Annotated in this window: 17 protein-coding genes; 7 read left to right on the top strand and 10 right to left on the bottom strand. The window is 56.9% G+C overall.

Annotated features, from left to right (window positions below; all coding sequences use genetic code 11):
* Window positions 1–38 precede the first annotated feature (38 nt).
* Window positions 39–2,000, top strand: coding sequence for a DUF6541 family protein (locus ACLH0K_RS11425; protein ID WP_411376469.1), 1,962 nt, complete (start codon window positions 39–41; stop codon window positions 1,998–2,000).
* 163 nt (window positions 2,001–2,163) lie between these two features.
* Here ACLH0K_RS11425 and istB read toward each other — a convergent pair whose 3' ends face one another.
* The 3 genes from istB to ACLH0K_RS11410 all read right to left on the bottom strand — a co-directional run bounded on the left by istB (window position 2,164) and on the right by ACLH0K_RS11410 (window position 5,803).
* Window positions 2,164–2,952, bottom strand: a complete 789-nt coding sequence (gene istB, locus ACLH0K_RS11420; protein WP_411373718.1) for an IS21-like element helper ATPase IstB — start codon at window positions 2,950–2,952, stop codon at window positions 2,164–2,166.
* On the bottom strand, window positions 2,952–4,169 hold the full coding sequence (istA, locus tag ACLH0K_RS11415; protein WP_411373717.1) for an IS21 family transposase: 1,218 nt from the start codon (window positions 4,167–4,169) through the stop codon (window positions 2,952–2,954). The genes istB and istA overlap by 1 nt, the downstream gene beginning before the upstream one ends.
* A gap of 407 nt (window positions 4,170–4,576) precedes the next feature.
* Window positions 4,577–5,803, bottom strand: a complete 1,227-nt coding sequence (locus tag ACLH0K_RS11410; RefSeq protein ID WP_411373716.1) for a hypothetical protein — start codon at window positions 5,801–5,803, stop codon at window positions 4,577–4,579.
* Between the two features lie 593 nt (window positions 5,804–6,396).
* Here ACLH0K_RS11410 and ACLH0K_RS11405 point away from each other — a divergent pair.
* Window positions 6,397–7,302: a glycosyltransferase gene (locus ACLH0K_RS11405; protein WP_411373715.1), complete on the top strand. Its 906-nt coding sequence runs from the start codon at window positions 6,397–6,399 to the stop codon at window positions 7,300–7,302.
* Between the two features lie 35 nt (window positions 7,303–7,337).
* Window positions 7,338–8,318, top strand: a complete 981-nt coding sequence (locus ACLH0K_RS11400; protein ID WP_411373714.1) for a glycosyltransferase — start codon at window positions 7,338–7,340, stop codon at window positions 8,316–8,318.
* 35 nt (window positions 8,319–8,353) lie between these two features.
* Here ACLH0K_RS11400 and ACLH0K_RS11395 read toward each other — a convergent pair whose 3' ends face one another.
* Together ACLH0K_RS11395 and ACLH0K_RS11390 are read right to left on the bottom strand one after the other, a co-directional pair.
* Complete coding sequence (locus tag ACLH0K_RS11395) at window positions 8,354–9,280, bottom strand: glycosyltransferase (RefSeq protein WP_411373713.1); 927 nt, start codon at window positions 9,278–9,280, stop codon at window positions 8,354–8,356.
* A 48-nt stretch (window positions 9,281–9,328) separates the two neighbouring features.
* Window positions 9,329–10,087: a glycosyltransferase gene (locus tag ACLH0K_RS11390; RefSeq protein WP_411373712.1), complete on the bottom strand. Its 759-nt coding sequence runs from the start codon at window positions 10,085–10,087 to the stop codon at window positions 9,329–9,331.
* Between the two features lie 325 nt (window positions 10,088–10,412).
* On the opposite strand from ACLH0K_RS11390, the gene ACLH0K_RS11385 reads away from it, so the two are divergent.
* Window positions 10,413–11,348, top strand: coding sequence for a glycosyltransferase family 2 protein (locus ACLH0K_RS11385; protein ID WP_411373711.1), 936 nt, complete (start codon window positions 10,413–10,415; stop codon window positions 11,346–11,348).
* Window positions 11,349–12,167: 819 nt separating this feature from the next.
* Here ACLH0K_RS11385 and ACLH0K_RS11380 read toward each other — a convergent pair.
* The gene (locus ACLH0K_RS11380; protein WP_411373710.1) at window positions 12,168–13,865 is read right to left on the bottom strand and encodes a hypothetical protein; all 1,698 of its coding nucleotides are present in this window, start codon (window positions 13,863–13,865) and stop codon (window positions 12,168–12,170) included.
* A 795-nt stretch (window positions 13,866–14,660) separates the two neighbouring features.
* Between ACLH0K_RS11380 and ACLH0K_RS11375 the strand changes: the two genes are divergently transcribed.
* Together ACLH0K_RS11375 and ACLH0K_RS11370 are read left to right on the top strand one after the other, a co-directional pair.
* Window positions 14,661–15,035 carry a GtrA family protein gene (locus tag ACLH0K_RS11375; protein ID WP_411373709.1) on the top strand — a complete coding sequence of 125 codons (375 nt, stop codon included), beginning with the start codon at window positions 14,661–14,663 and terminating at the stop codon, window positions 15,033–15,035.
* A gap of 89 nt (window positions 15,036–15,124) precedes the next feature.
* Window positions 15,125–16,006 (top strand): glycosyltransferase family 2 protein, encoded by an 882-nt coding sequence (locus tag ACLH0K_RS11370; RefSeq protein ID WP_411373708.1) that lies wholly within the window; start codon window positions 15,125–15,127, stop codon window positions 16,004–16,006.
* A 60-nt stretch (window positions 16,007–16,066) separates the two neighbouring features.
* On the opposite strand, the gene ACLH0K_RS11365 is transcribed toward ACLH0K_RS11370, so the two are convergent.
* From ACLH0K_RS11365 to rfbB, 4 genes are read right to left on the bottom strand one after another with little or no spacing between them, the layout of a single operon-like run.
* A complete protein-coding gene (locus tag ACLH0K_RS11365; RefSeq protein WP_411373707.1) occupies window positions 16,067–16,474 on the bottom strand; it encodes a DUF2304 domain-containing protein in 408 nt (135 codons plus the stop codon).
* A gap of 8 nt (window positions 16,475–16,482) precedes the next feature.
* On the bottom strand, window positions 16,483–17,214 hold the full coding sequence (locus ACLH0K_RS11360; RefSeq protein WP_411373706.1) for a glycosyltransferase family 2 protein: 732 nt from the start codon (window positions 17,212–17,214) through the stop codon (window positions 16,483–16,485).
* Window positions 17,211–18,635 (bottom strand): sugar nucleotide-binding protein, encoded by a 1,425-nt coding sequence (locus ACLH0K_RS11355; RefSeq protein ID WP_411373705.1) that lies wholly within the window; start codon window positions 18,633–18,635, stop codon window positions 17,211–17,213. Before ACLH0K_RS11355 ends, ACLH0K_RS11360 begins: the two co-directional genes overlap by 4 nt.
* A gap of 3 nt (window positions 18,636–18,638) precedes the next feature.
* Entirely contained in the window at window positions 18,639–19,637 is a 999-nt protein-coding gene (gene rfbB, locus ACLH0K_RS11350; protein ID WP_411373704.1) for a dTDP-glucose 4,6-dehydratase, read from the bottom strand.
* Window positions 19,638–19,693: 56 nt separating this feature from the next.
* Here rfbB and rfbA point away from each other — a divergent pair, with 56 nt between their 5' ends.
* Window positions 19,694–20,560 (top strand): glucose-1-phosphate thymidylyltransferase RfbA, encoded by an 867-nt coding sequence (gene rfbA / locus ACLH0K_RS11345; protein ID WP_411373703.1) that lies wholly within the window; start codon window positions 19,694–19,696, stop codon window positions 20,558–20,560.
* The last annotated feature ends 2 nt before the right edge of the window (window positions 20,561–20,562 follow it).

Raw genomic sequence — 20,562 nt, 5'->3', positions numbered from 1 at the left:
ATTGCTTTCAAATTGAATAGGGTGGCGTTGATTTGTCTGTGTGGCTGACGGCCTGGTTGCCTCTCACGGCGGCTGCGACTGTGCTGGTGCTCCCTGGGCTTTTTGTCGGATTTGCTGCTGGACTCCGTGCATTAAGCCTGTTGTCACTGGCTCCAGTGTTGAGTCTTGGGGTTGTAAGTGTCTCAGCGGTGGTAGGGCCATACTTAGGTCTCTCCTGGGGGCCTGTTCCTGTCATCCTGGGGACGCTTTCGGCCAGCGGGCTTACCTGGGCGTTGCGCGTTGGGACGGGCAGGGCGAAAGGATACCCAAGGGCCGCAGTTCGTATCGGCTACCCTGCGACGGCAGCAACTGTCGCAGGCCTTGTCTTAGGGTCTGGCGTTATTGCGTATCGTTTGGCGCGCATTTTTGGAGCACCATCCTACGTTTCACAAACCGCGGACAATGTCTTCCATCTAAATGCAGTTCGTTACGTTCTCGACTCAGGAAATGCTTCGTCGCTCGCACTCGGAGCTGCTTCCGGGGGGCCGCCATCGTTTTATCCAGGCGCGTGGCACGGGTTGGCTGCATTGGTTGTGCAGGCGTCGGGAACTTCCATTCCGGGAGCTGTTGCATGCTTGAACATCGCTGTGGGATGCCTTGTGTGGCCGCTTTCCATGTGGTTCTTATGCCGGACATTGTTCGGCGGTTCAGCAGTCGTAAATCTTGCCTTCGGTGTACTGATCGGTGCCTTTTCGGCTTACCCATACCTTCTGGTCGATTGGGGTGTTATTTACCCCAACTACTTGGGGCTTGCCGCCTTGCCAGCAGTTTCTGGACTCGTTGTACTACTGTTCCGGAACGGTATCGCTGCGTCTAGTACAGGTCCAATGCTGGTGTGGGTAGCTTGCATTGGAACGGCGGGGGTAACGCTAAGCCATCCGAATAGTTTGCTCACCTTGTTCGTTCTTGCCATTCCGTACCTCATTTTCCGGGCCACTCGGCGTCCTTTGCTGACACGGCTATCCAAGCCGCTGAGCCGGCAAGGTCGGGGCCCCCTTTTCGCCGCAATCGGTGTTATGTGCGTCTTCATAACTGCTTGGTTCATCTTGCGGCCATTTCCTTTCACGTCGTTCAACATCACCTGGCCACCCTATGAGAGCAGTGCACAGGCTCTCGGTGAGGTGTTGCTCACAACTCATTCCGGACGAAAACCCGCTTGGGCTACTGCCATCCTCTTTGTATTAGGGCTCTTCGCCGCCACCACTCACCGAGGTTATCGGTGGATGTTATGGTGCGCGGGGGCATGGGGCTTTCTGTTTGTGGTAGTCACAGCGTGGCAACCTTCCCTGCTTAGAGCATTCATCACTGGTGGCTGGTATGACGACTACAAACGGATCGCGGCAGGGCTGGTCCTAATCGCATTGCCAGTAGCAGTCCTTGGCTCTGCTGCGCTGTTCTACTCCCTGAAGAGGGTTATAGGGGCAATACCGAAAGTCCCAACGCAGGCTGCAGCAGCAGCTTCATTGCTGCTGATCACTGTTACCCCGGGGCTCGCGGCGCACACGGGGTCAGTCCGCGATGCTGCAATCGAAGCGAGCAAGAACTACAGTCTTCGTCCTGGATCGCCCATAATGTCCCCGGATGAACTGTACCTGTACGAGGAGTTGCCAGACTTGGTGCCTGCGGACAAGGTTATTGCAGGAAATCCGTGGGACGGAAGCGCATGGGCCTATCTGGTCTCGGGCCGTCAGGTCCTTTTCCCGCATGTAATTCCTTTTATGGATGCGGACAAAGCTCTTATCGCGAGTTCTTTCCGGGATGCGTTGTCCAACCCTGCGGTGTGTGGGGCCGCCAATCGGCTTCAAGTGAAGTACGCGATCAACTCCGATGAACTCATCTACTTACCTGGAAACCCCAACAACAGGAATTACCCTGGACTTGAGCATCTCGACAAGGCCCCCGGTTTTCGTGAGGTCGCCAGGGTTGGGGCAAACAGGCTTTACGAGTTTGAAGGGTGCTAGGTGCAACGGCGTGTAGGCCCGCTCATCCTTGTCCGAAACGTTGACACTGTAGACCTATGACGCCACTGGCCGTCGAGTAGCCACCGGTGGTGTTCAAATGTGCCAGCGATGGTCGAAAAGTGAGCCATTTCGCGGGCTGAAAAGTGAGCCACTTTGACGCTGGTTATTTTGCCGTATTTTCCAGTTTTGTCGAGGGCAGCGAGTCTACTTGGGTGTGTTTGAGGCGGTAGCTGGAGCCTTTGAGGGTGATGACTTCGGCGTGGTGGACGATGCGGTCGATCATGGCCGAGGCAACGACTTGGTCGCCGAAGACATCGCCCCAGCGGGCGAAGGGCAGGTTCGAGGTCAGGATCAGCGAGGCGTGTTCGTAGCGGGATGAGACCAGTTGGAAGAAGAGGTTTGCGGCGTCCTGCTCGAAGGGGATGTAGCCGACTTCGTCCACGATGATTAGTCCGTAGCGGCGCAGCCTGACCAGTTCTTGGGGCAGTCTGCCGTTCTGGTGGGCGGCTTGGAGCCGGGCGACCCCGTCGATGGCGGTGGCAAACAGGACCCGGTGACCGAGCTGGGTGGCGCGTAGTCCGAGGCCGGTGGCGAGGTGGGTTTTGCCGGTGCCTGGTGGTCCGAGCAGGACAATATTGGATGCTTCGGTGAGGAACGCGCCGGTGGCCAGGTGCGCGATGGTGTCGCGTTTGAGGCCGGGCTGGTGATCGAAGTTGAAGTCCTCGAGTGATTTACGGGCCGGGAACCCGGCGGCGCGGGCCCTGATCTCGGCGCCGGAGGCTTCCCTGGCTGCGACTTCCCGGGACAGGACCGCGGCGAGGTATTCCTCGTGGGTCCAGCCTCCTTCACGGGCCTGGTCCGCGAGCCGGGTTGCTGCTTCCCGGATCCGGGGTGCTTTCATCGCCCGGGAGTAGTAATCGATCTGGCCGATGGTTTCCTTAGCGGCCGGCATCAGGCGACCTGCCCGTCATCCAGGACAACCCCGAACGCCCGGTCGTAGTCCGCAAGGTCCCGCAGCCCGGTTGTTTCGCCCACCGGGTGAGGGGTTTGGAAGGCCTTCCGCAGTGCCCTTGCCGCCTCAACATGGTCCGGGTCAGTGATGGTCAGACCGGCGCCCCAGGACCGGGTGTGGGTGCCGACGCATCGGCCGTCCAGGCTGATCGTGACGGTGGTGAGGCTGGCGGTGACGTCGACGAACCGGCCGATGGCCTGCGGGTGAACGGAATAGTCGTTTGATCCCATCCGGACGTAGTAGTCCCTGGGGAGCCGGACCCGCGCGGTGAAGCCGGTGACGGGTGGAACCGGTGGCAGCGCCAGCATGGCCGCTTTGTCTGCACCGAGCAGGTCCGAGGGGCGGGCGCCGGTTCGCCTGACGAGCCGGGCATTGGCCTTCGGCAGCCACTGCCCGAGCTGGGTGTTGAAGTCCTCCGGAGAGGCGAAGACCCGGCCCGGCAGGAAGGAGGTCTCCAGGAACTGGTTGGCCCTCTCCACCACGCCCTTGCTCTCCGGGTCGTAGGGTTTGACCTGCACGATCCTGGTGGCCAGGACCCCGGCGAACGCCGCGACTCCGGCGGCGTAGCTGTTCCGCCGACCGATGCCGGTTTCGTTGTCCCAGATCAGCCGCCGCGGAACCGCACCCAACCCACCGAGCAGTTCCCACATTCCGGCCAGCAGGTCCCCGGTCATCCGGGATGGGATCATCCGGGCCATGATGAACCGTGAATGCGAGGACACCATCACCAGCACCGGCAACACCCTGGCTTTGCCGGCACCTACGGGTATCCGGACCTCCGGGAACCACAGGTCGCACTGCGCCTGATCCCCGGGATCGTAAGAAATCCGGTCAGCGGGATCGGCCGGGGCATACTCGGGCCGGATCCTGGCAACGTTCTCCCGGAACCAAGCCGGGGACCCCGACCAGCCCACCCGTTCAGCCAACACCGTCGCCGGCATCCGCGGGTTCTCCATCAGCAACGCACGGATAGCCGGTTCTACAGCCTTGATCCCGGAGTCCTGCGGCGCCCGGACGTATGCTGGCGGACCGTCGGAGCTAACCGCCTTCGCGACCGTGTTCCTGGAGATCCCCAACCGCGCCGCTATCGACCTCATCGATTCACCCTCGGCCAGATGCAACCGCCGAATAAGCGCCCAATCCTCCACTGTGATCACCCACCCAATCGTTTGGAACGGGTGGCTCAGTTTTCAACCGTCACAATGGCTCACTTTTCGACCGTCACCGACAAAATGTGTCCGACACCAGCATCACCACACCCTCTACTGACGTCAGGAAGCCGTTGCGTATGCGTGCTTACAGCCGCCGAGATTGAACGGCAGTTTTGCGTCGAACAGGGAAGAAAGCCCTCTGTCTTGTCGCTATGAGCGCCACATGTCGCGCTCGAAGCTTGGAAAGTCACCTTCCAGTTCGGCATGGATACTCTGGCAGCACTTGGTGAAACAGGACCATGAATCCAGTGCTTGCGCCAGCAGAAGATATTTTCGCGCGGGACACACCGTCGTGCGGCTTATGTTTCCAAGACATATCGGTCGCGACCAAGTGTGTTGCAGTTTAGAACTGCCTAACTCATCGTGAAATGACGACGTAGAGCCCTGCCTTGGTATGCGGCAACGAGGATTTCAGAAATCGCTACGGCCCAGGCGACTCCTGTGACGTCGGTGAACAAGGCCGCGACAATAATGGCGGGAGCGCCGCAGACCGCGCCTAGAACGGTCGATTGGGCTAGAATCTTTCCTTGTCCAACGGACACAAGGCAGGCTAACCCCAGAATCTGGGAAACCGCCACGGAGAAGAACATCGTTCCCACCGCAGCGCTCAGTAAGTTGGGGAAGATAACTGTTCCGTTAGACAGGATTTCGCTGGCCATGGGACCGAATAGAAAAATAGCGGTTCCGCCCAAGAGTCCAAACATCGGTGCAACCTGCGCACTTCGAACCAATCTATGTCTGACGTTTTCACGGCCTCCTTCGGGAATCCATCCTTGGATGAATTGAAGAACTGGGGAAAGCGCCAAAACAGCGTACCGGAAGAGCCTGTCCGCCATAAGATAGATCCCCAGTTGAGCGGGCAGGAACAGATTGATTGCTACTAAGGGTAAGTTGACATATAAGCTGCCGGTTGCCGCAGTCACAACCCCGTGGCGCTGATGCCCTAACCGACTAAAGGCTTGGCGTACGCTGAAATTCGGCACAATTCTAGCCCTTGACGGCTGAATGATGCTCAAACAAGTGATGGTAAGTGCCAGTATATTGAAGAGTAATTGGGTTGCTACCAACCACACTATATCGCGGGTCAGAGCCAGGACTGCCAGCCCGATTAAGGTTCCACTGAACTGCGGGAGAGCATCAAAAACAAACAGCTTCCTGGGCTTGGCTTCTCCTATGAAGTACCAATTCCCGCCTAAGAATGGCAGCAGGTATGCGATCGAGGCAATCACCACGAGAAGGACATGGTCAGGTTGCAGAACGATCATGACGGCGGCCATCGCTGGCGCCGCGACCACGAACAAGTAAGCTCGACTGACGAGCGAATCGAGGAAAAGTTGGGGGCGGAGTGCAGCATCGGTCGAGGCAACCATCGCCGGGCCCGTGGTGCCCCAGCCGAAAGCAACAAGGATGCCGAACAGGATCGACACCGATTGTGCCATCGCCTGAACTGTCCAAAGTTGTGCTCCCGCGAGACCAGTGATCACTGGAATCGATATAAGTCCAACGATCGTTCCCAGGCCGACCGTGAGGGCAAAACTGGCAAGACGCGCCAAAGAGGCCATGATCGGTTTCGCTGACAAGGGTTCTCGCGTTCCTCGAGTTTGAACAGGGCCAAGTCTTCAATATTAGTTCAGGACTAAGGGGACTTTCGGACGTTTTGAGTGGGCTGCGACACAACAGCGAGCTTTGCTTCCCTCAGGGCACCCCTAACAACTAGCCACTGAACCGGCCAGCGCCCCGTCCCGGTACACAGCCTCGCATCGCTTCAGCCGAATCGCGACACGGGCTATTCGTACTCTAGGTGCGGGTGGAAACTTGTCCAAAAGACATTTTTTGTGCCCGCATGAAAGGCCCTACCCTAAGGCCACAGGGATGTATCGCATCGACTGGCGTAGGGTGCTTTATGTCATGGTCGACTACCATTGAGTGGCGAGGGATCCCATTGGGCCGGAAAGTACTTGGCGTTCCTCGGCTTGTGAGCGAAAGGCTACAGCCTTCGGAAGCCGGCGATACCCGCCTGGGGCTGCTGCTCCTGAGTATCGTGCGGCTACTGCTGCTTCCGAGGACGTCACGCAACCCCACAATCCGTTCTTGGTGCCTACTCGGATTTCTACGGCTTCCGGCCTGGAGCTCTGCAAGACGAACAACTGAAACATGAATTGAGGACACTTGCATGGCGCAGGGAGGGGAAAAGGTTCGAGTCGCAGCAGTTATCGCGGCATATAACCCTGATAAAAAGATCATTGATGTGTTCAGAGCGGTAAGCGAGCAGGTCAATCTGGTTGTCGTCGTGGATGACAAGTCACATAGTTCAGCAATGCCACTTTTTAATGAGTTACTGGCTCTTGGTGCGGAAGTGGTCCATTCACACGAAAACGCTGGGATAGCTAAGACGCTCAATGTCGGGGTAGCTAGATGCGCAGAGTTGGACCAGCCTGACTATTATTTGACTTTGGACCAAGACTCAGTGCCGGACCCGGATTACGTCAAAAACGCGCTGGCAACGGCCAAGGTGGCGCGTGGGCTGGGGATTCCGGTCGGCTTCGTAAGTGCTGCAACCTACAACAACATCCCGGTCTTGCGCAACGGAACCTTGCTGGGACTTGAGCAGCCCTTCGATCCTTGGCAATCGGGCATGTTCATTCCTCGATCAACCTTCGAGTCGGTTGGAGGCTTGGATGAGGGACTTGTCATCGATGCAGTTGACTCTGAGTTCACCTTGAGGGTGCGGAAGGCCGGTCTTGGCGTCCTCTGTGGCATTGGTTGCAATATGTCGCACTCTCTGGGACAGCAGAGTACAGTTATTTTTTTGGGGAAAAAAAGGCTTTTTACATATCATTCACCGGTTCGTATTTATTACATTACCCGGAATAATCTCATTATTTTCTTTCGTTACTTCTTAGCTTATCCAACCTGGGTGGGGCGCAAGGCCTGCTACGAGTTGATCAATCATGCTAGGAGGATTTTATTTACAAATAATAAACGCCCAGTTTTGCAGGCTATGCTCATCGGACTCCGGGATGCCATGCTGTTTCGGAATGGTATTATCAAGGGCAGCGACAGGAACAAGCTAAACTAGCTTGCTAACACGCAATGCGTTGAAGGGAATTAGACGTGAAAGATCCTGCGCAGAAGGGCTTTGGGGTCATAGCCTTGGCGGCATACAAACCCGACTGGGAGCTGTTCCGCCGTCAACTGCAGTCGATCCGTGATCAATCGCACCATAACTTCACATGTCTAATATCTGCTGACGGTGGCCACGATGAGATCAGGGCGTTTGTCGATGAAACGCTAAAGGGTGATACAAGGTTCGAAGTCATTGGGTTCCAAGAGCGGTTGGGCTTTTATGGTAATTTTGAACGGGTGCTGGAGCATGTACCAGCAGATGCAGAGTGGATTGCCTTATCGGACCAAGACGACTACTGGTACCCGGACAAGCTGGAGACCCTGCTTCCCTGCCTGAGCAAATATTCTTTGGCTTCCGGTCAAGCGCGGGTGGTTACCTCTAAAGGTACTGTCCTGGCAGAGTCGACTAAGCGATGCAATGTACCTTCGTCGCATCTTCTTCTCGATAATCAGATAACCGGTGGTCTTTCCGTTTTCCGTAGGGAACTGCTTGACAGCGTTTTGCCGTTCCCACGCTTGAGCAATCCGTCGGAAAACCACGATCATTGGATTGGGCTTTGCGCAGCGATCGCCAATGGAGCCTACATTGCCGACAAAATAGTCCAAGATTACATACAGCACGGTGGCAACGTGTTGGGCGAGCCCGGCCGCAGATTCAATTTGAGCCAGTCGATCGACAATCTCCGAAGAATGGGCCTTAAATACGAAGGCGCCGGTAACTTAGCCGCGCTGTTGCGCGTGACAATGAACATCAAGTTTGGCTGGTCACGCTGCATGGTGCTGGAGCTCAGGAACAGATTCCCCCACCATATGGAGACGCTGGAGCCTCTTCTGGAAATTGTGGCGCCCGGAAGGTACTGGTTTAGGAAATTAGCAGTCCTGGGGTCTGCAGTCACAAGCAAGCACGTGTCGTTGCCCTCCGCGATGACGTTCGCAGCAGGTGCGGCATTGGCGCCGGTACTGCATTGATAGACTCGGGCCCGCGGTGTGCTCAGGGCACCCTGTTATCTCAACTTCGCCTCATCCCGTGGCTGAATAGGGCCTGAACGGCCGGTCAACGCATCCCGGATACCGGTCAGCCAGGCCAGCACAAACTTGATGCGCTGTGGTCCAAATGCTAAGCGGACGATGTTGCTCTCTACTTCCATCCACAGTCGTCTCAACATCCAGGTTGGATCCGTCGAAAAGTAGCGCACGACCATGAGCCAAACGTTGCGAGTTATGTAGTAAACGCGAACAGGCGAATGGTGGATAACCTGAAGATCCTGACCGCCAACTCGCACAGGCCGGCCCATAACTCTCATGGGCCGGGTTTCGCCGAGCGAGTGAGATATATCGCAGCCGATACCGACAGGGGTTGAGTAACCTGCTGCTCTGACCCGGAGGTTGAAGTCGGTATCAACGCAATCTATAAACAGGCTTTCGTCGAAAAGGCCGACCTCGTCCAGCACAGTGACTGGTATAAGACAGCCCGACTGCATTGGATCGAAGGCTTGGACTATATCGTCGCTCCCATTGAGGACCTTCACACGCTTTTTGTTGTGCGATTCCGGTGAAAGCAGTCCGACACGCATCCCTTTAGCCGTAGCGTTCTGGACGCTTTGGAGTGCGTTTTTTACATAGTTGTGGCCCAGGAGCGAGTCTTGGTCCATAGTCAGGATCCAGTCGGGTTGCCAGAGAGACCGCGCATGCTTAATTCCCTCATTCAATGCTGCGGCAATACCGGAATTCTGTGGCTGAAGGACTACCGTGATGCCATCTTCTTCCAGATTGCGAAGGACGGGCAATGCATCTTGGTTAGATCCGTCATCAATGACAAGTACGTATGGTACAAGTTCTTTTAAGAGCCGAACGTGCGATATTAGCTCAACTGGAGGATTAAAGCTCGTGACGACGGCCGCAACGGTAGGATCGAATTCTTCTGCAGGCATGGGTATCCGTTTCGCGACTTGTGCTGGCTTTGACTCGTAGTAGAAAACTCAACTATTGACGGTTACTCGCGCTGCACGGCGCTTGGTTCGAATGGCCAGCGTAACGAGGTTGGCGAGGAACATGGCGCGGGCCCGGAGAATTTTGCTGATCCCACGCATTTTATTAGGCGTGAGATTCTCATCGTGCAGCCTGTGGAGTATCGTGTCATCCTCGAGATAGGCGATGCTCCTCGAAAAATTTCCGCACATTGCTAACCACTGGTCGTGAGATTCTGACATATGAGGTGGAAAAGGTAGGGCCAAGTCCTTCAAATCAGCCGCGAACGCCATGGCGCAGCCCCAATGCAGTCGATAGCCAATAACAATGCCCAGAAGATTCCGTAGATGTTTTCCGGAATCCGTGCTGCGGAGCCGAATGTCGTGGAAGCGCCCCGATCTACCACCGAAATGCTTGCAGTTTGTCACTACGACGGAATTCTTATCCAAAACCCTGAGCATTTTTTCCAAGCGGCCAGGAATCCATATGTCGTCTTGGTCGGACAAGAATATGTACTTCCCTCTGCTCAGGGTTATCGCTTTTTCGAAAGTCCTGACATAGCCAAGATTCTGCTTATTGCGGTGAAGGGTGATCCGAGGATCGCCTATAGCCTCAACTAATGCGACCGTATCATCTGCTGACTCGTCGTCAACTATGAGCAGCTCGTCGTGCGGCCCGAGCTCTGTCAGTATGGACTGGATTTGTTCTTCGATGAATTCAGAGCCGTTGTAGGCGGCCATGCAGACGCTGACCCGGACATTGTCTGGCACTAGTCGGAAGCCCTTCTTCACTTACGGACACAGTGAATCACGCGTAGGAACACGTGAAGTCCATAAGAGCTTACCCGGATTCTTGACGAAGCTCCCTTTGCTGCCCATCGCCCGTATCCGAGACGACTGGTCGATGGTTACCGGACACGGCAGCCTTCGCGGTCCGCGCTCGTTCAGCGACCCTTCATCACCAGGGCAGCACTCAGTTTCTGCGCAGTACGCGCGCCAGCAGAAGCCCAAGAAGCGCGGATCCTGACTCCGGAGCTGACTGGTGCGGATGGGATATGGTTGATGGGTTCATCTGCACCCTTCGACAGGATTTCCAATGACCGTTGCCGCTGTGGTCGTCTCATATAACAGGAAAGACCTCCTCGAAAAATGTCTCGTTGCCCTTGAAGGTCAGACCCGACCACTCGACGAAATCATTGTGATCGACAACTCTTCCACCGACGGGGCTCCTGAAGTCGTCAAGGAATTGTTTCCTGAGGTCAAATTGTTCGAGACAGGGGCAAACATCGGCGGAGCAGGTGGCTTTGCCTGGGGCATCGAGTTGGCCATCGCCCACGGTCACGAATATGCCTGGTTGATGGACGACGACGCCGAGCCGGAGCTTGACGCTTTGGAGCCCCTGATGGAGCTCGTGAAAACTGCCTCCGAGCCTTACTCCTTTTTGGCCTCCATGGTCACGCTTGGTGGGAGCACCATCAATGCTGGCAACCCACCCGTATTCAGCAATGACATCAGCCGACAGGTCAGCGCGAACCAAAAGGGTGCAATCGCCATCGACGCGGCGACTTTTGTGGGAGTCCTGGTTAACCTGGATATCGCCCGTCAAACCCACCTCCCGCAAAGGGACTTCTTCATTTGGGTGGATGACACCGAGTACACCCTCCGCTTGTCCCGTATGGCCCCGGCCGTCATGGCGCGGGAAAGTAGAATCAAGCATCCTCTCAGCAAATCCGGGTCCCGCGACATGGGCGGGCGTCTGTTCTACTTCCTCCGCAACAAGTTGTGGCTCGTTCGGACAGATCCTCAAATGAGCCTGCAACGAAAGGCGTTTGAGATTCTGGGCTACTTTGGCGCTGCCTTACTTCAGGGTCCGCATGCGGAAGACAAGAAATTGTGGCTCCAAAGCTTAGCCCGGGGTGTGTATCAAGGTCTCTTCAAATCCGCACGTAAGGAAAGCCCGGGAACCTTGCTGAATGAACTGAGCCCAGTAGAGCGTGCGGCAGCCCTGGAATTGAAGACCCTGAACGCTTAGCTATAGAAATACGGGGGAGCCGCCAATCGAAATTGATGGGTCATGTGCGCAGTCACTTATCCAGGTCCGTTATAGGCGGATTATGGTGGTGGCGGTAACAAAGCGGCTCTGTGCCGCTGATCTTTACAGAGTTTGTTAGAGGGTCAATCGGGGTTTCCAGCCAAGGGTTTGCGCATGCGCCCTTGAAGCCAGCGGCGACGTCGTCGAGGTCCTCAGGGTGGTCTTGGTGAGGTTCCATGCCTTTCGAGATATGCTGGCGCAGTAATCCGTGCTTTTTCAGAGGCGTTCTGATCGCTTTGGTGCCGGAGCTGATAATTACATCGCATTCCCTGTATCCGGGGGGTGTCAGGTCGTCAACTCCTTCCGACTTTCGCTAATGAACAACTCTTTGGGTGCCCGGTGCTTCCGGTTTCCGGCCACGATTGTTCAACTGGCGCGCAACCCTGCCAAACGCAGGGCTGCGGCAAGCCCGGGGCGGGCCTTCAGCCCAAGCGGCACTTCAGCGGCCAGCATCTGGCATCCCGCCGAGGTACGAAGCCAATGCCTCATGTCATCGGGTTTGAGGGCGGGACCCACCCACCCCACCTGGTGTGGGGACGAACCAGCGCACTGCGGACACTGGAGCCCCTGCAACGCCTCGTTCGCCCAAAACATCCCACAGCACCGTCATCCGCCTAGGTATCTGCAACGACCCCTCGTACCGCCGCGGACATTCTCTGTCAGTGCCTTTCCAGTCGAAGCACGTACCGCGCTGGAAGAGGGCTACTCCCAACAGTTTCCGCAAAGCCATTCCTGCAGAAACCCGACCCTCCGACTACATTACGAAACACCGTAAACGAGGACTCTCTGCCCGGACCAGCTCAGCTCTTTCTTCAAGGTCAAGCAGTCAGCCGAAAGCTCTTGCGAGGCGGTGATGTTGGCCAGGGAGGGAAAGGACTCTTTAAGGTCACAGGGATCGATGTGGAGGATTGTCCGGTCGGTACCGTTGTTTGAGAAAGTCCGTGAGGATCCCGGCGTCCAGACGAATTGGATAAAGCCGCCGCCCCTGTTCCAATCGCTGGCAAACCGCTGATCAGGGTCGAGAACGGTCCATTTACTCGTGTCCGGGCCTGACCGCTGAACTCCCGACAGCGACGGCACGCCATTGGCGAGCAGCAAAGTATCAACAGAGGACCTGTCGGTAGCCCAAAGCGATCCCTCCCCGCGGCTTATTTTCCCCTCAGAGTAGAAATATGACGCAGTTGCGGATGCGCGCAAATCACCTAAACCGAAGATCAACGGATTTGCCCCATAGACAGGGACGGCCATCAGTATTGCTGCAGCGCCCACTGGGTAAACCGACCTTGGGAAGCTCGTCACGATGAAGACGACGACAGCGACGCCAGCAGCGGCGAGCACCACTTCTTCCCTCGACATACTGGGCAGATAAGAGAGTTGAAGCTGGGAGCCTGCATACACGCTCACCAATCCTGTGGTGAGCGCTGAAGCTATGGACAGGCGCCAGTTACGGCTGCCCGGCAAGCGGGACAACAGCACGGCCACCAGCAAAGCGCCAATGATTCCACAAACCTGGGCTGCCCTGAAAGGCGGAACGTAATTAAGCAAGGGGATATGTGCGCCCAAAGGCCCGAAGTTGAACGTGCACCAAAAAAGCCACAAACCGCCCGAGAAGGCCAGCACCAGGGCCACCACGTTATCGCGCCACCTCCCCATCGCGGAGATGCCAAGCCATATCAGCAAAGCCCAGACGAACGTCACAGTGAAGGCAGTTGACATCTCACTCTGATTGCTGCCGACAGGCACAGCATCCTTAAGTTCACCAAGAGACGGTGCACCAAAGAGAAAGGCGAATGACTGTGCCTCACCGGCCGACCGCCGCGAACCTGGATAGACCGTGTTCAGCAGGGCATTAATGCCCTCATGGTTTTCTATAAGCGTGCCCACACCGAAGATTAGAGCTACACCAGCGGTGAAACCGAGAGCCTTGATTTTTGGCAGCCATCTATCCCTCCGGGTGAGGATCCAAAAACCACTCGCGGCAAGAACGGGCAAACCGAGTACCAAAGACCAAGGAATGTAGAAGCTTGGGATGCCCGCGAGCAAAATTCCGCCGGCAACGGACTGTGCAAGGGGTGCTGGTAAGCGCCCCGACTTGAAGCCAGTGTAGGCGGAGATCAGCAGACTGGAGCCGGCAATTGTGTAGGCGATCAGTTGGATCGGCATCATTGTCCACCACGATGCTGCGGGAGACAGCGCTATCAGGAATGCTGCCAGCCAGCCCATGTGACGGGACGCGCCTACTTGTGCAAACCACTTGGGGAGGAAGAGAAAGAGCAAGACGGCAGGAAGCCACCAACGGGCCGCGAAGACCATCTCGTCAGGGAGGATCGCCGCCGCCCGGAGCATAGTCGAATCGAAATAGACGAACGTTTCGAAAAACCCGCCGGACGGGTACCTGTGGACGACATCGGCTGGGGCAGCGAGGTAGCTTGTTGTAGGTGCTGCCCCTGTAGCCATTATTGAAATTGCAATAGGGGAGAAGGCATGGAACTCGTCGGAGCGAATAACGGAGCTTGATCCCAGCTGGTACCCTTCCGGGCGTGATGGATCCTGTCGGAGCTCGTCTACTCCGATAGACGAAGTCGTAGCACCAGTAATAACCAAGACTACGTACGAAGCAATAACGGCGATACGAGCCAGTCGGTCTGAAGCCGATACCCAACGCCAGCTACGCGAGCTGATGCTTCGAAATTTGGACGACTTAACGCGCGACACTCCACTCTTCCTTCTTGCCTAATGACTGCTGTTCCCGCCTGGAAGAGCTCAGAGGGGACACTGTGCAGGCGACCCGTTGACTGAACTGCAAACAATGTCGGCCACGTTCATACTTGGCCCTCTGCCGCTACAGAAAGGGGCAGATGCCGCAGTTGCCGGCTTAGTTGCCAGGCACCAGAACTTGAAAGGGCCCTGCCGACCCTATAAGCGGCAGTTTGAGCAGTAACCCGCTTGCGTAATCCCCCGCAAGCGGCGGCAACGTAAGTATAACCTCATGTATCTTCGGGGGACGCCGTTCCGCTGGACAGCTTGCCTAGCGGGCGCGCCCGCGTACAAGTCATCAGGCAGCGAACCGGTATGATGGCTTGAGTCCGACGGCAACTTGCGCGGGCAGACACTACCGGGAGTGGCTTGCAGAATAAATCCAGTTCGCGATCATTGAGGCATCGGGCACACAAGTTCAGTTCCAAAGTCATCCGCATCATTGAGCGCAGCCACTTGATTAAGTTCCTCTTGGTTGGAGGAGCCTCATTTGCCGTGGATCTTGCTCTCTTGGTCCTCATGCATGAAGTTTTCGGCGTAGACCTCTGGATCGCAACGCCCATTGCTTTCATTGCCAGTCTTATTTTCAACTTTGCGCTCCAGCGCTCGTTCACGTTTCGAGCCCGTAACCGCCGCCACGTGAGCTTGTTCAAGTATCTGGCGCTGGTGGTTTTCAATATTTTGGCAATTGATGTCATCGTTAACGCCTTTGATGCTTGGGGTATCTCCTACGGCATCGGCAAGGCAGTTGCTACGGTTCTCACGACGTCGTGGAATTTCTGGCTTTACAGAGTCTGGATTTTTAAAGGTGAGCCAGTGGCAGGGGTGCAGGTGCCGCAGGCGGTTGAGCAGCGCACCACTCACCTATAGTTGACGGGTGAGCCCCGGCCACCTGCTTGTACGGCATAAGAAGAGAGCGGAGTTCCGCTTGTGCACTAAGAAAAGGACCTACCTGGTACATGGCCATTGATGTATTGCTTCCCTATTACGGGGATGTCGACCTGATGAAACTCGCCGCCCAGAGCGTCATGAGCCAGCAGTTCGAGGATTGGCGCCTCATTGTGGTGGACGACGGTTACCCAAGTCCGGAACCCCAGCGCTGGTTCGAATCGATGTCAGACCCCCGGGTGAGCTATCAGAAGAACGAAACGAATCTCGGCGCGAACGGCAACTACCGGAAAGCTCTGGAATTGGCGACGGCACCCATCGTCGTAGTTATGGGAGCTGACGACATCATGCTTCCGAACTATTTGGATGTTGTTTCGAAAGCATTTGAGGCTTTCCCCCAAGCCAGCGTTGTTCAACCGGGAGTGCAAGTTATCGATGAGCGCGGACGCGCCTGCTCGCCTTTGGTTGACGTTGTGAAAAAGATCTACGCACCGTCAGCTAAAGACAGGGTTCTCCTGCAGGGCCAGAAGATGGCAACAAGCCTCGTTCGGGCCGACTGGGCGTACTTCCCATCCCTCGCATGGCGGACCGACGTCATCCGCCGCATCGGTTTCACGGAAGGGCTGCACGTGGTTCAGGATCTCGCCCTGTTGCTGGATATTGCGGCGGAAGGCGGCTCTATGGTGGTAGACCCAACGCTTGCTTTTCTGTACCGCCGGCATTCCGCCTCAGATTCGTCCGTCAAGGCTCTTGATGGGCGACGTTTCGACGAGGAACGGGCATTCTTCGAGGGCCAGGCAAAGCGCTTCCGTGAGCTAGGTTGGCAGGGTACTGCACGTGCTGCTGCCTTTCACACAACCTCACGGTTGAACGCCGCTTCCTTGGTAGCGAGGTCACTCGCGATCGGAAAAACAGATTCCCTGCCCCGACTGTTGAAGCACGTAGTTTCCTAAGTCAACTGCTCGCTAAGCAAAAAATTAGGTGGCTCCCCTGATGGGGAGCCACCTAATTTTTTAAGAGATCGTTTCCGGGCGGTTGTTCGCCTGCTTGTTCTGCTCGGCGATTTTGGAATGACTGTCCTGCCGGGCCTCCAGCTGCAGGACCTTGAGGCGGAGAATTCCCACTTCTTCGGCCAGAACCCTGATTTCGTCTTCAGCCTGCGACTGTTCGAAGGAGAGGTGAAGGCAGACCAGGACAAGCAACAGCAGCGCCATGGCAAAGAGGAGGTTCGAGGGAACTTGCACGCCGAGGATACCGGCGGCCCAGAAAAGGAGCTGCGGAAACGCCACAAGGACCAGCAATCCAATGCCAATAACAATCCAAAGGACGGCGTATTTCTCCCGCAGGTGGCGGCGCCGCAGGAGTTCAAAAATCACTAGCAAGATGACCAGCACGAAAATAAAGCCAACGAGGATGGCCATGTGAACTCCTAGTTCGATGACGGTTCGTTCTTCTTGCGCGTTAGCGCGAAAAGGAGAGCAAAGGCTGAGCGGCCAAGATAAACGGCGGCTTTGATGGGGTCGTGGCTGGGCGTGCCGCCCTGGCGTTCTCGCATCGAGACGCCCACCTGGCGCACTGTGCACCCGGACCGGATCGCGACCACCAGTGAATCGATCGTATCGCCGAGATACTCTGCAGGATAGTGGTCCACGTACTGTCGAATCGCCTTGGCATTAGCAGCACGAAAGCCGGACGTCACATCCGTCAGCCGCGTGCGGGCAATACGCGAGATCGTCCAAGCAAGAACATTCATTGCCCACTTTCTCGGCCCCCGAACTTCATACGTGCCTTTGTCCGCGAAACGCGCCCCGATCACGATGTCGGCTTCCTGAAGGCCGTCGAGGACGGACTTGATGTCCCTCGGATCGTGCTGGCCATCCGAGTCCACCTGGATGACCTGCGTGTAGCCGTGCAGCTTCGCGTACTTAAAGCCTGTCCTCATCGCGCCGCCTACCCCCATGTTGAAGGGTAGTTGCACTACAAGGGCACCGGCATCACGAGCCACCTGGGCAGTACTGTCACGTGAGCCGTCGTCCACTACCAGGACATCACAGTCCGGGCCGAACTCGAAGACTTCGCGAATGGTGTTGCCGATGGCCTCCGATTCGTTCCAGGCCGGCATGATCACCAGGGTGCGCTGGCTTTGTTCTGCAGTGTTCATAGCTGATCTACGTCCGACTTCAAGTACTCCTTCAGCCGTTCATTGGAGTCCACTACTTCGAATCCTGCCTCCCGCACCTTTGCCAGGTCCAAAGTGCTGTTCAGCGGCCGCGGTGCAGCGCTCTTGTCTGCAAAGTACTCTTCCGTTGTAACGCCCGTTACGTCGTCCCTTGATGCGCCGGACTGTTCGTAAACCTCAGAAGCGATCTCGGCCCAGCTTTTTGCCGGACCGTCATTACTGAAGTTGTAGGTTCCGAAAGCTGCTTTGGTGTCCAGGAGGTGCCTTATCAAGGCAGCGATGTCCTTGGTGAAACTTAGACGGCCGTACTGGTCATTCACCACGGACGGCTTCACGCCCTTGGCAGCCAGCTTGGCCATCGTCCGGACGAAGTTATTACCCTCTCCAATGACCCAGCTGGTCCGCACAATGTAGTGGCGTGGGACGACGCTGACAATGGCGTCTCCCGCTGCTTTTGTTTGTCCGTAGACACCGAGGGGCGTGAACGCCTCGTCCTCCGGGTGCACCTCGCGAACACCGTCAAACACATAGTCCGAGGAGACGTGAACCAGTGTGAGGTTGTGCTCGACGGCGGTCCTCGCCAGGAGTGCAACGGCAGAGACATTGACGGCCCACGCGGCCTCGCGTCCCTCGGGGGTTTCGGCGGCGTCAACGGCCGTGTAGGCCGCCGCATTGATAATTGCCGAGTAGTTCTTCCAGTTCCGGTTATTGAACGAATCCGCCGTGGTGAGATCGAACCCAGGGCGGGATGCAAACTCGACGGATGCATCGCCGTCGTAAAGCTTACGAAGCGCTTTGCCCAGCTGTCCGTCGGACCCCACCACGAGGGTTTTTTTGGCCGGCATTGGTGATACTTCCCCGAGCCTTGGGTGGGCCTTGTCCTTATCGGAGAGCTCTGCCTGGGCGAGCGGAATAGGCCAGGCGATGGCAGCCGCCTCGTCAGCAAGATTGAGGAAGGTGTACTGGCCCTGCGCATCCGCGGACCAGTGGTCGTTCACCAGATAGGTGTAGGCAGTGTTGTCTTCAAGGGTCTGGAACGCATTGCCCACGCCGCGTGGGATGAAAATTGCCTGGCTGGGGTCCAGTTCCGCTGTAAAGACAGCGCCAAACGAAGGTCCTTCGCGCAAGTCCACCCACGCACCAAAAATCCTGCCGGTGGCGACTGAAATGAACTTATCCCACGGCTCGGCGTGAATGCCGCGGGTGGTTCCGGCCTTTTCGTTGAAGGAGATGTTGTTCTGAACTGGGCGGAAATCGGGCAAACCCAACCCGATCATCTTTTCCCGCTGCCAGTTCTCCTTGAACCAGCCACGGTTGTCGCCATGGACTGGGAGGTCGTAGAGAACGACGCCGGGAATGGGTGTTTCGTGGGCAGCGAGCTTCTTAGAGAACTCCAATGGCATGGACTACTGGCCCTGTTCTTTGTACTTGGCTTCTGTGGCAGCTTTCTGCGGCCGCCACCAGTCTTCGTTGTCCCGGTACCAGGCGATTGTGTCCTCGATGCCTGCGTCGAAATTGGAGAATTGCGGTACCCAGCCCAGTTCGTTACGGAGCTTGCTCGAGTCGATCGCGTAGCGCAGGTCGTGGCCAGGACGGTCCACCACATGGTCGTAGGCGTCCGCAGGCTGTCCCATGTGTTTCAGGATCAGTTCGACGACGTCCTTATTGTTCTTTTCGCCGTCCGCACCGATGAGGTAGGTTTCGCCGATTTTGCCCTTTGCGATGATGGTCAGCACGGCGGAGGAGTGGTCGTTGGCGTGAATCCAGTCCCGGACGTTTTCTCCCTTGCCGTAAAGCTTCGGCCGCACACCGTCGATGACATTGGTGATCTGCCGCGGGATGAACTTCTCCACATGCTGGTAGGGGCCGTAGTTATTCGAACAGTTGCTGATAGTTGCCTGCAGGCCGAAGGACCGAACCCATGCCCGGACCAGCAGGTCGGAACCGGCCTTGGTGGAGGAGTACGGGCTCGAAGGATTATAGGGAGTCTGTTCGGTGAACCGCTCCGGGTCGTCCAGTTCGAGGTCCCCGTAAACTTCATCGGTGGAGATGTGGTGGAAGCGTTTGTTGTGCTTCCTGGCCGCTTCGATCAGGGTGTAGGTGCCGATGATGTTCGTGTCCAAGAACGGCCGGGGATCGTGCAGCGAGTTGTCGTTGTGCGATTCGGCAGCGTAGTGCACGACAACATCTGTCCCGGCGACCAGAGGCTCTACGGTCCCAGCCTCCGCGATGTCACCCTCAACAAACGTGAACCGGTCGTCAGGCAGGCCCTTCAACGATTCCCGGTTGCCGGCGTAGGTCAACTTGTCCAAAACGGTGACGTGGGAGTCCGTGTTTTCCAGGACGTAATGGACAAAATTGGAGCCGATGAAGCCGGCTCCGCCGGTAACAAGAAGTCGCTGCATAATCCCCAAGGTTACCGGATTTGCTGAGGCAGTTAGCGAAGGGAAAGATGGGGGACATGCGCGGAATAATACTGGCCGGCGGGACCGGCTCCCGGCTTCACCCCATAACCCTGGGCGTCAGCAAGCAGTTGGTCCCGGTTTACGACAAGCCGATGATCTACTACCCGCTGTCTACCTTGATCCTGGCGGGCATCCGGGACATTTTGATCATCACCACGCCCCACGACGCAGATCAGTTCGAGCGGCTCCTGGGGGATGGGTCGCGGTTTGGCGTCTCCATCACCTACAAGCAGCAGCCGTCGCCTGACGGCCTTGCGCAGGCATTCATCCTCGGGGCTGATCATATAGGCGATGACAGTGTGGCGCTGGTTCTGGGCGACAACATCTTCTACGGCCAGGGCATGGGCACCCAGCTTCGCCGTTTCAAGGACATTGAGGGAGGGGCTGTCTTCGGATACTGGGTTAAGGATCCTTCCGCTTATGGAGTAGTGGAATTCGATGGCGACGGCCGGGCTTTGTCGCTGGAGGAGAAACCAGCGGCACCGAAAAGCCACTACGCAGTTCCTGGGCTGTACTTTTATGACAACAACGTGGTTGATATCGCGAAGAACCTGAAGCCGTCCCCGCGGGGTGAGCTGGAAATTACAGACGTTAACCGGGCTTATTTGGAGGCCGGCAAGCTGCAGGTGGAGATTCTGCCGCGGGGAACTGCATGGCTGGACACCGGGACCTTCAACGACCTCAATGACGCCTCCAATTTCATCCGGACCGTGGAAAACCGGCAAGGTTTGAAGATCGGTGCTCCCGAGGAAATTTCCTGGCGGCTGGGGTTCCTGACCGATGACGAACTCCGCGAAAGGGCTGAACCCTTGGTGAAGAGCGGCTACGGTTCCTACCTGCTGGAGCTGTTGGCGGAAAAGTAGGG

The sequence above is a fragment of the Arthrobacter sp. MPF02 genome (assembly GCF_046605375.1).
Classification (GTDB): domain Bacteria; phylum Actinomycetota; class Actinomycetes; order Actinomycetales; family Micrococcaceae; genus Arthrobacter.
The sequence above is the reverse complement of the archived record's forward strand: the minus strand, read 5'-3'. Positions and strand labels throughout refer to the sequence as shown.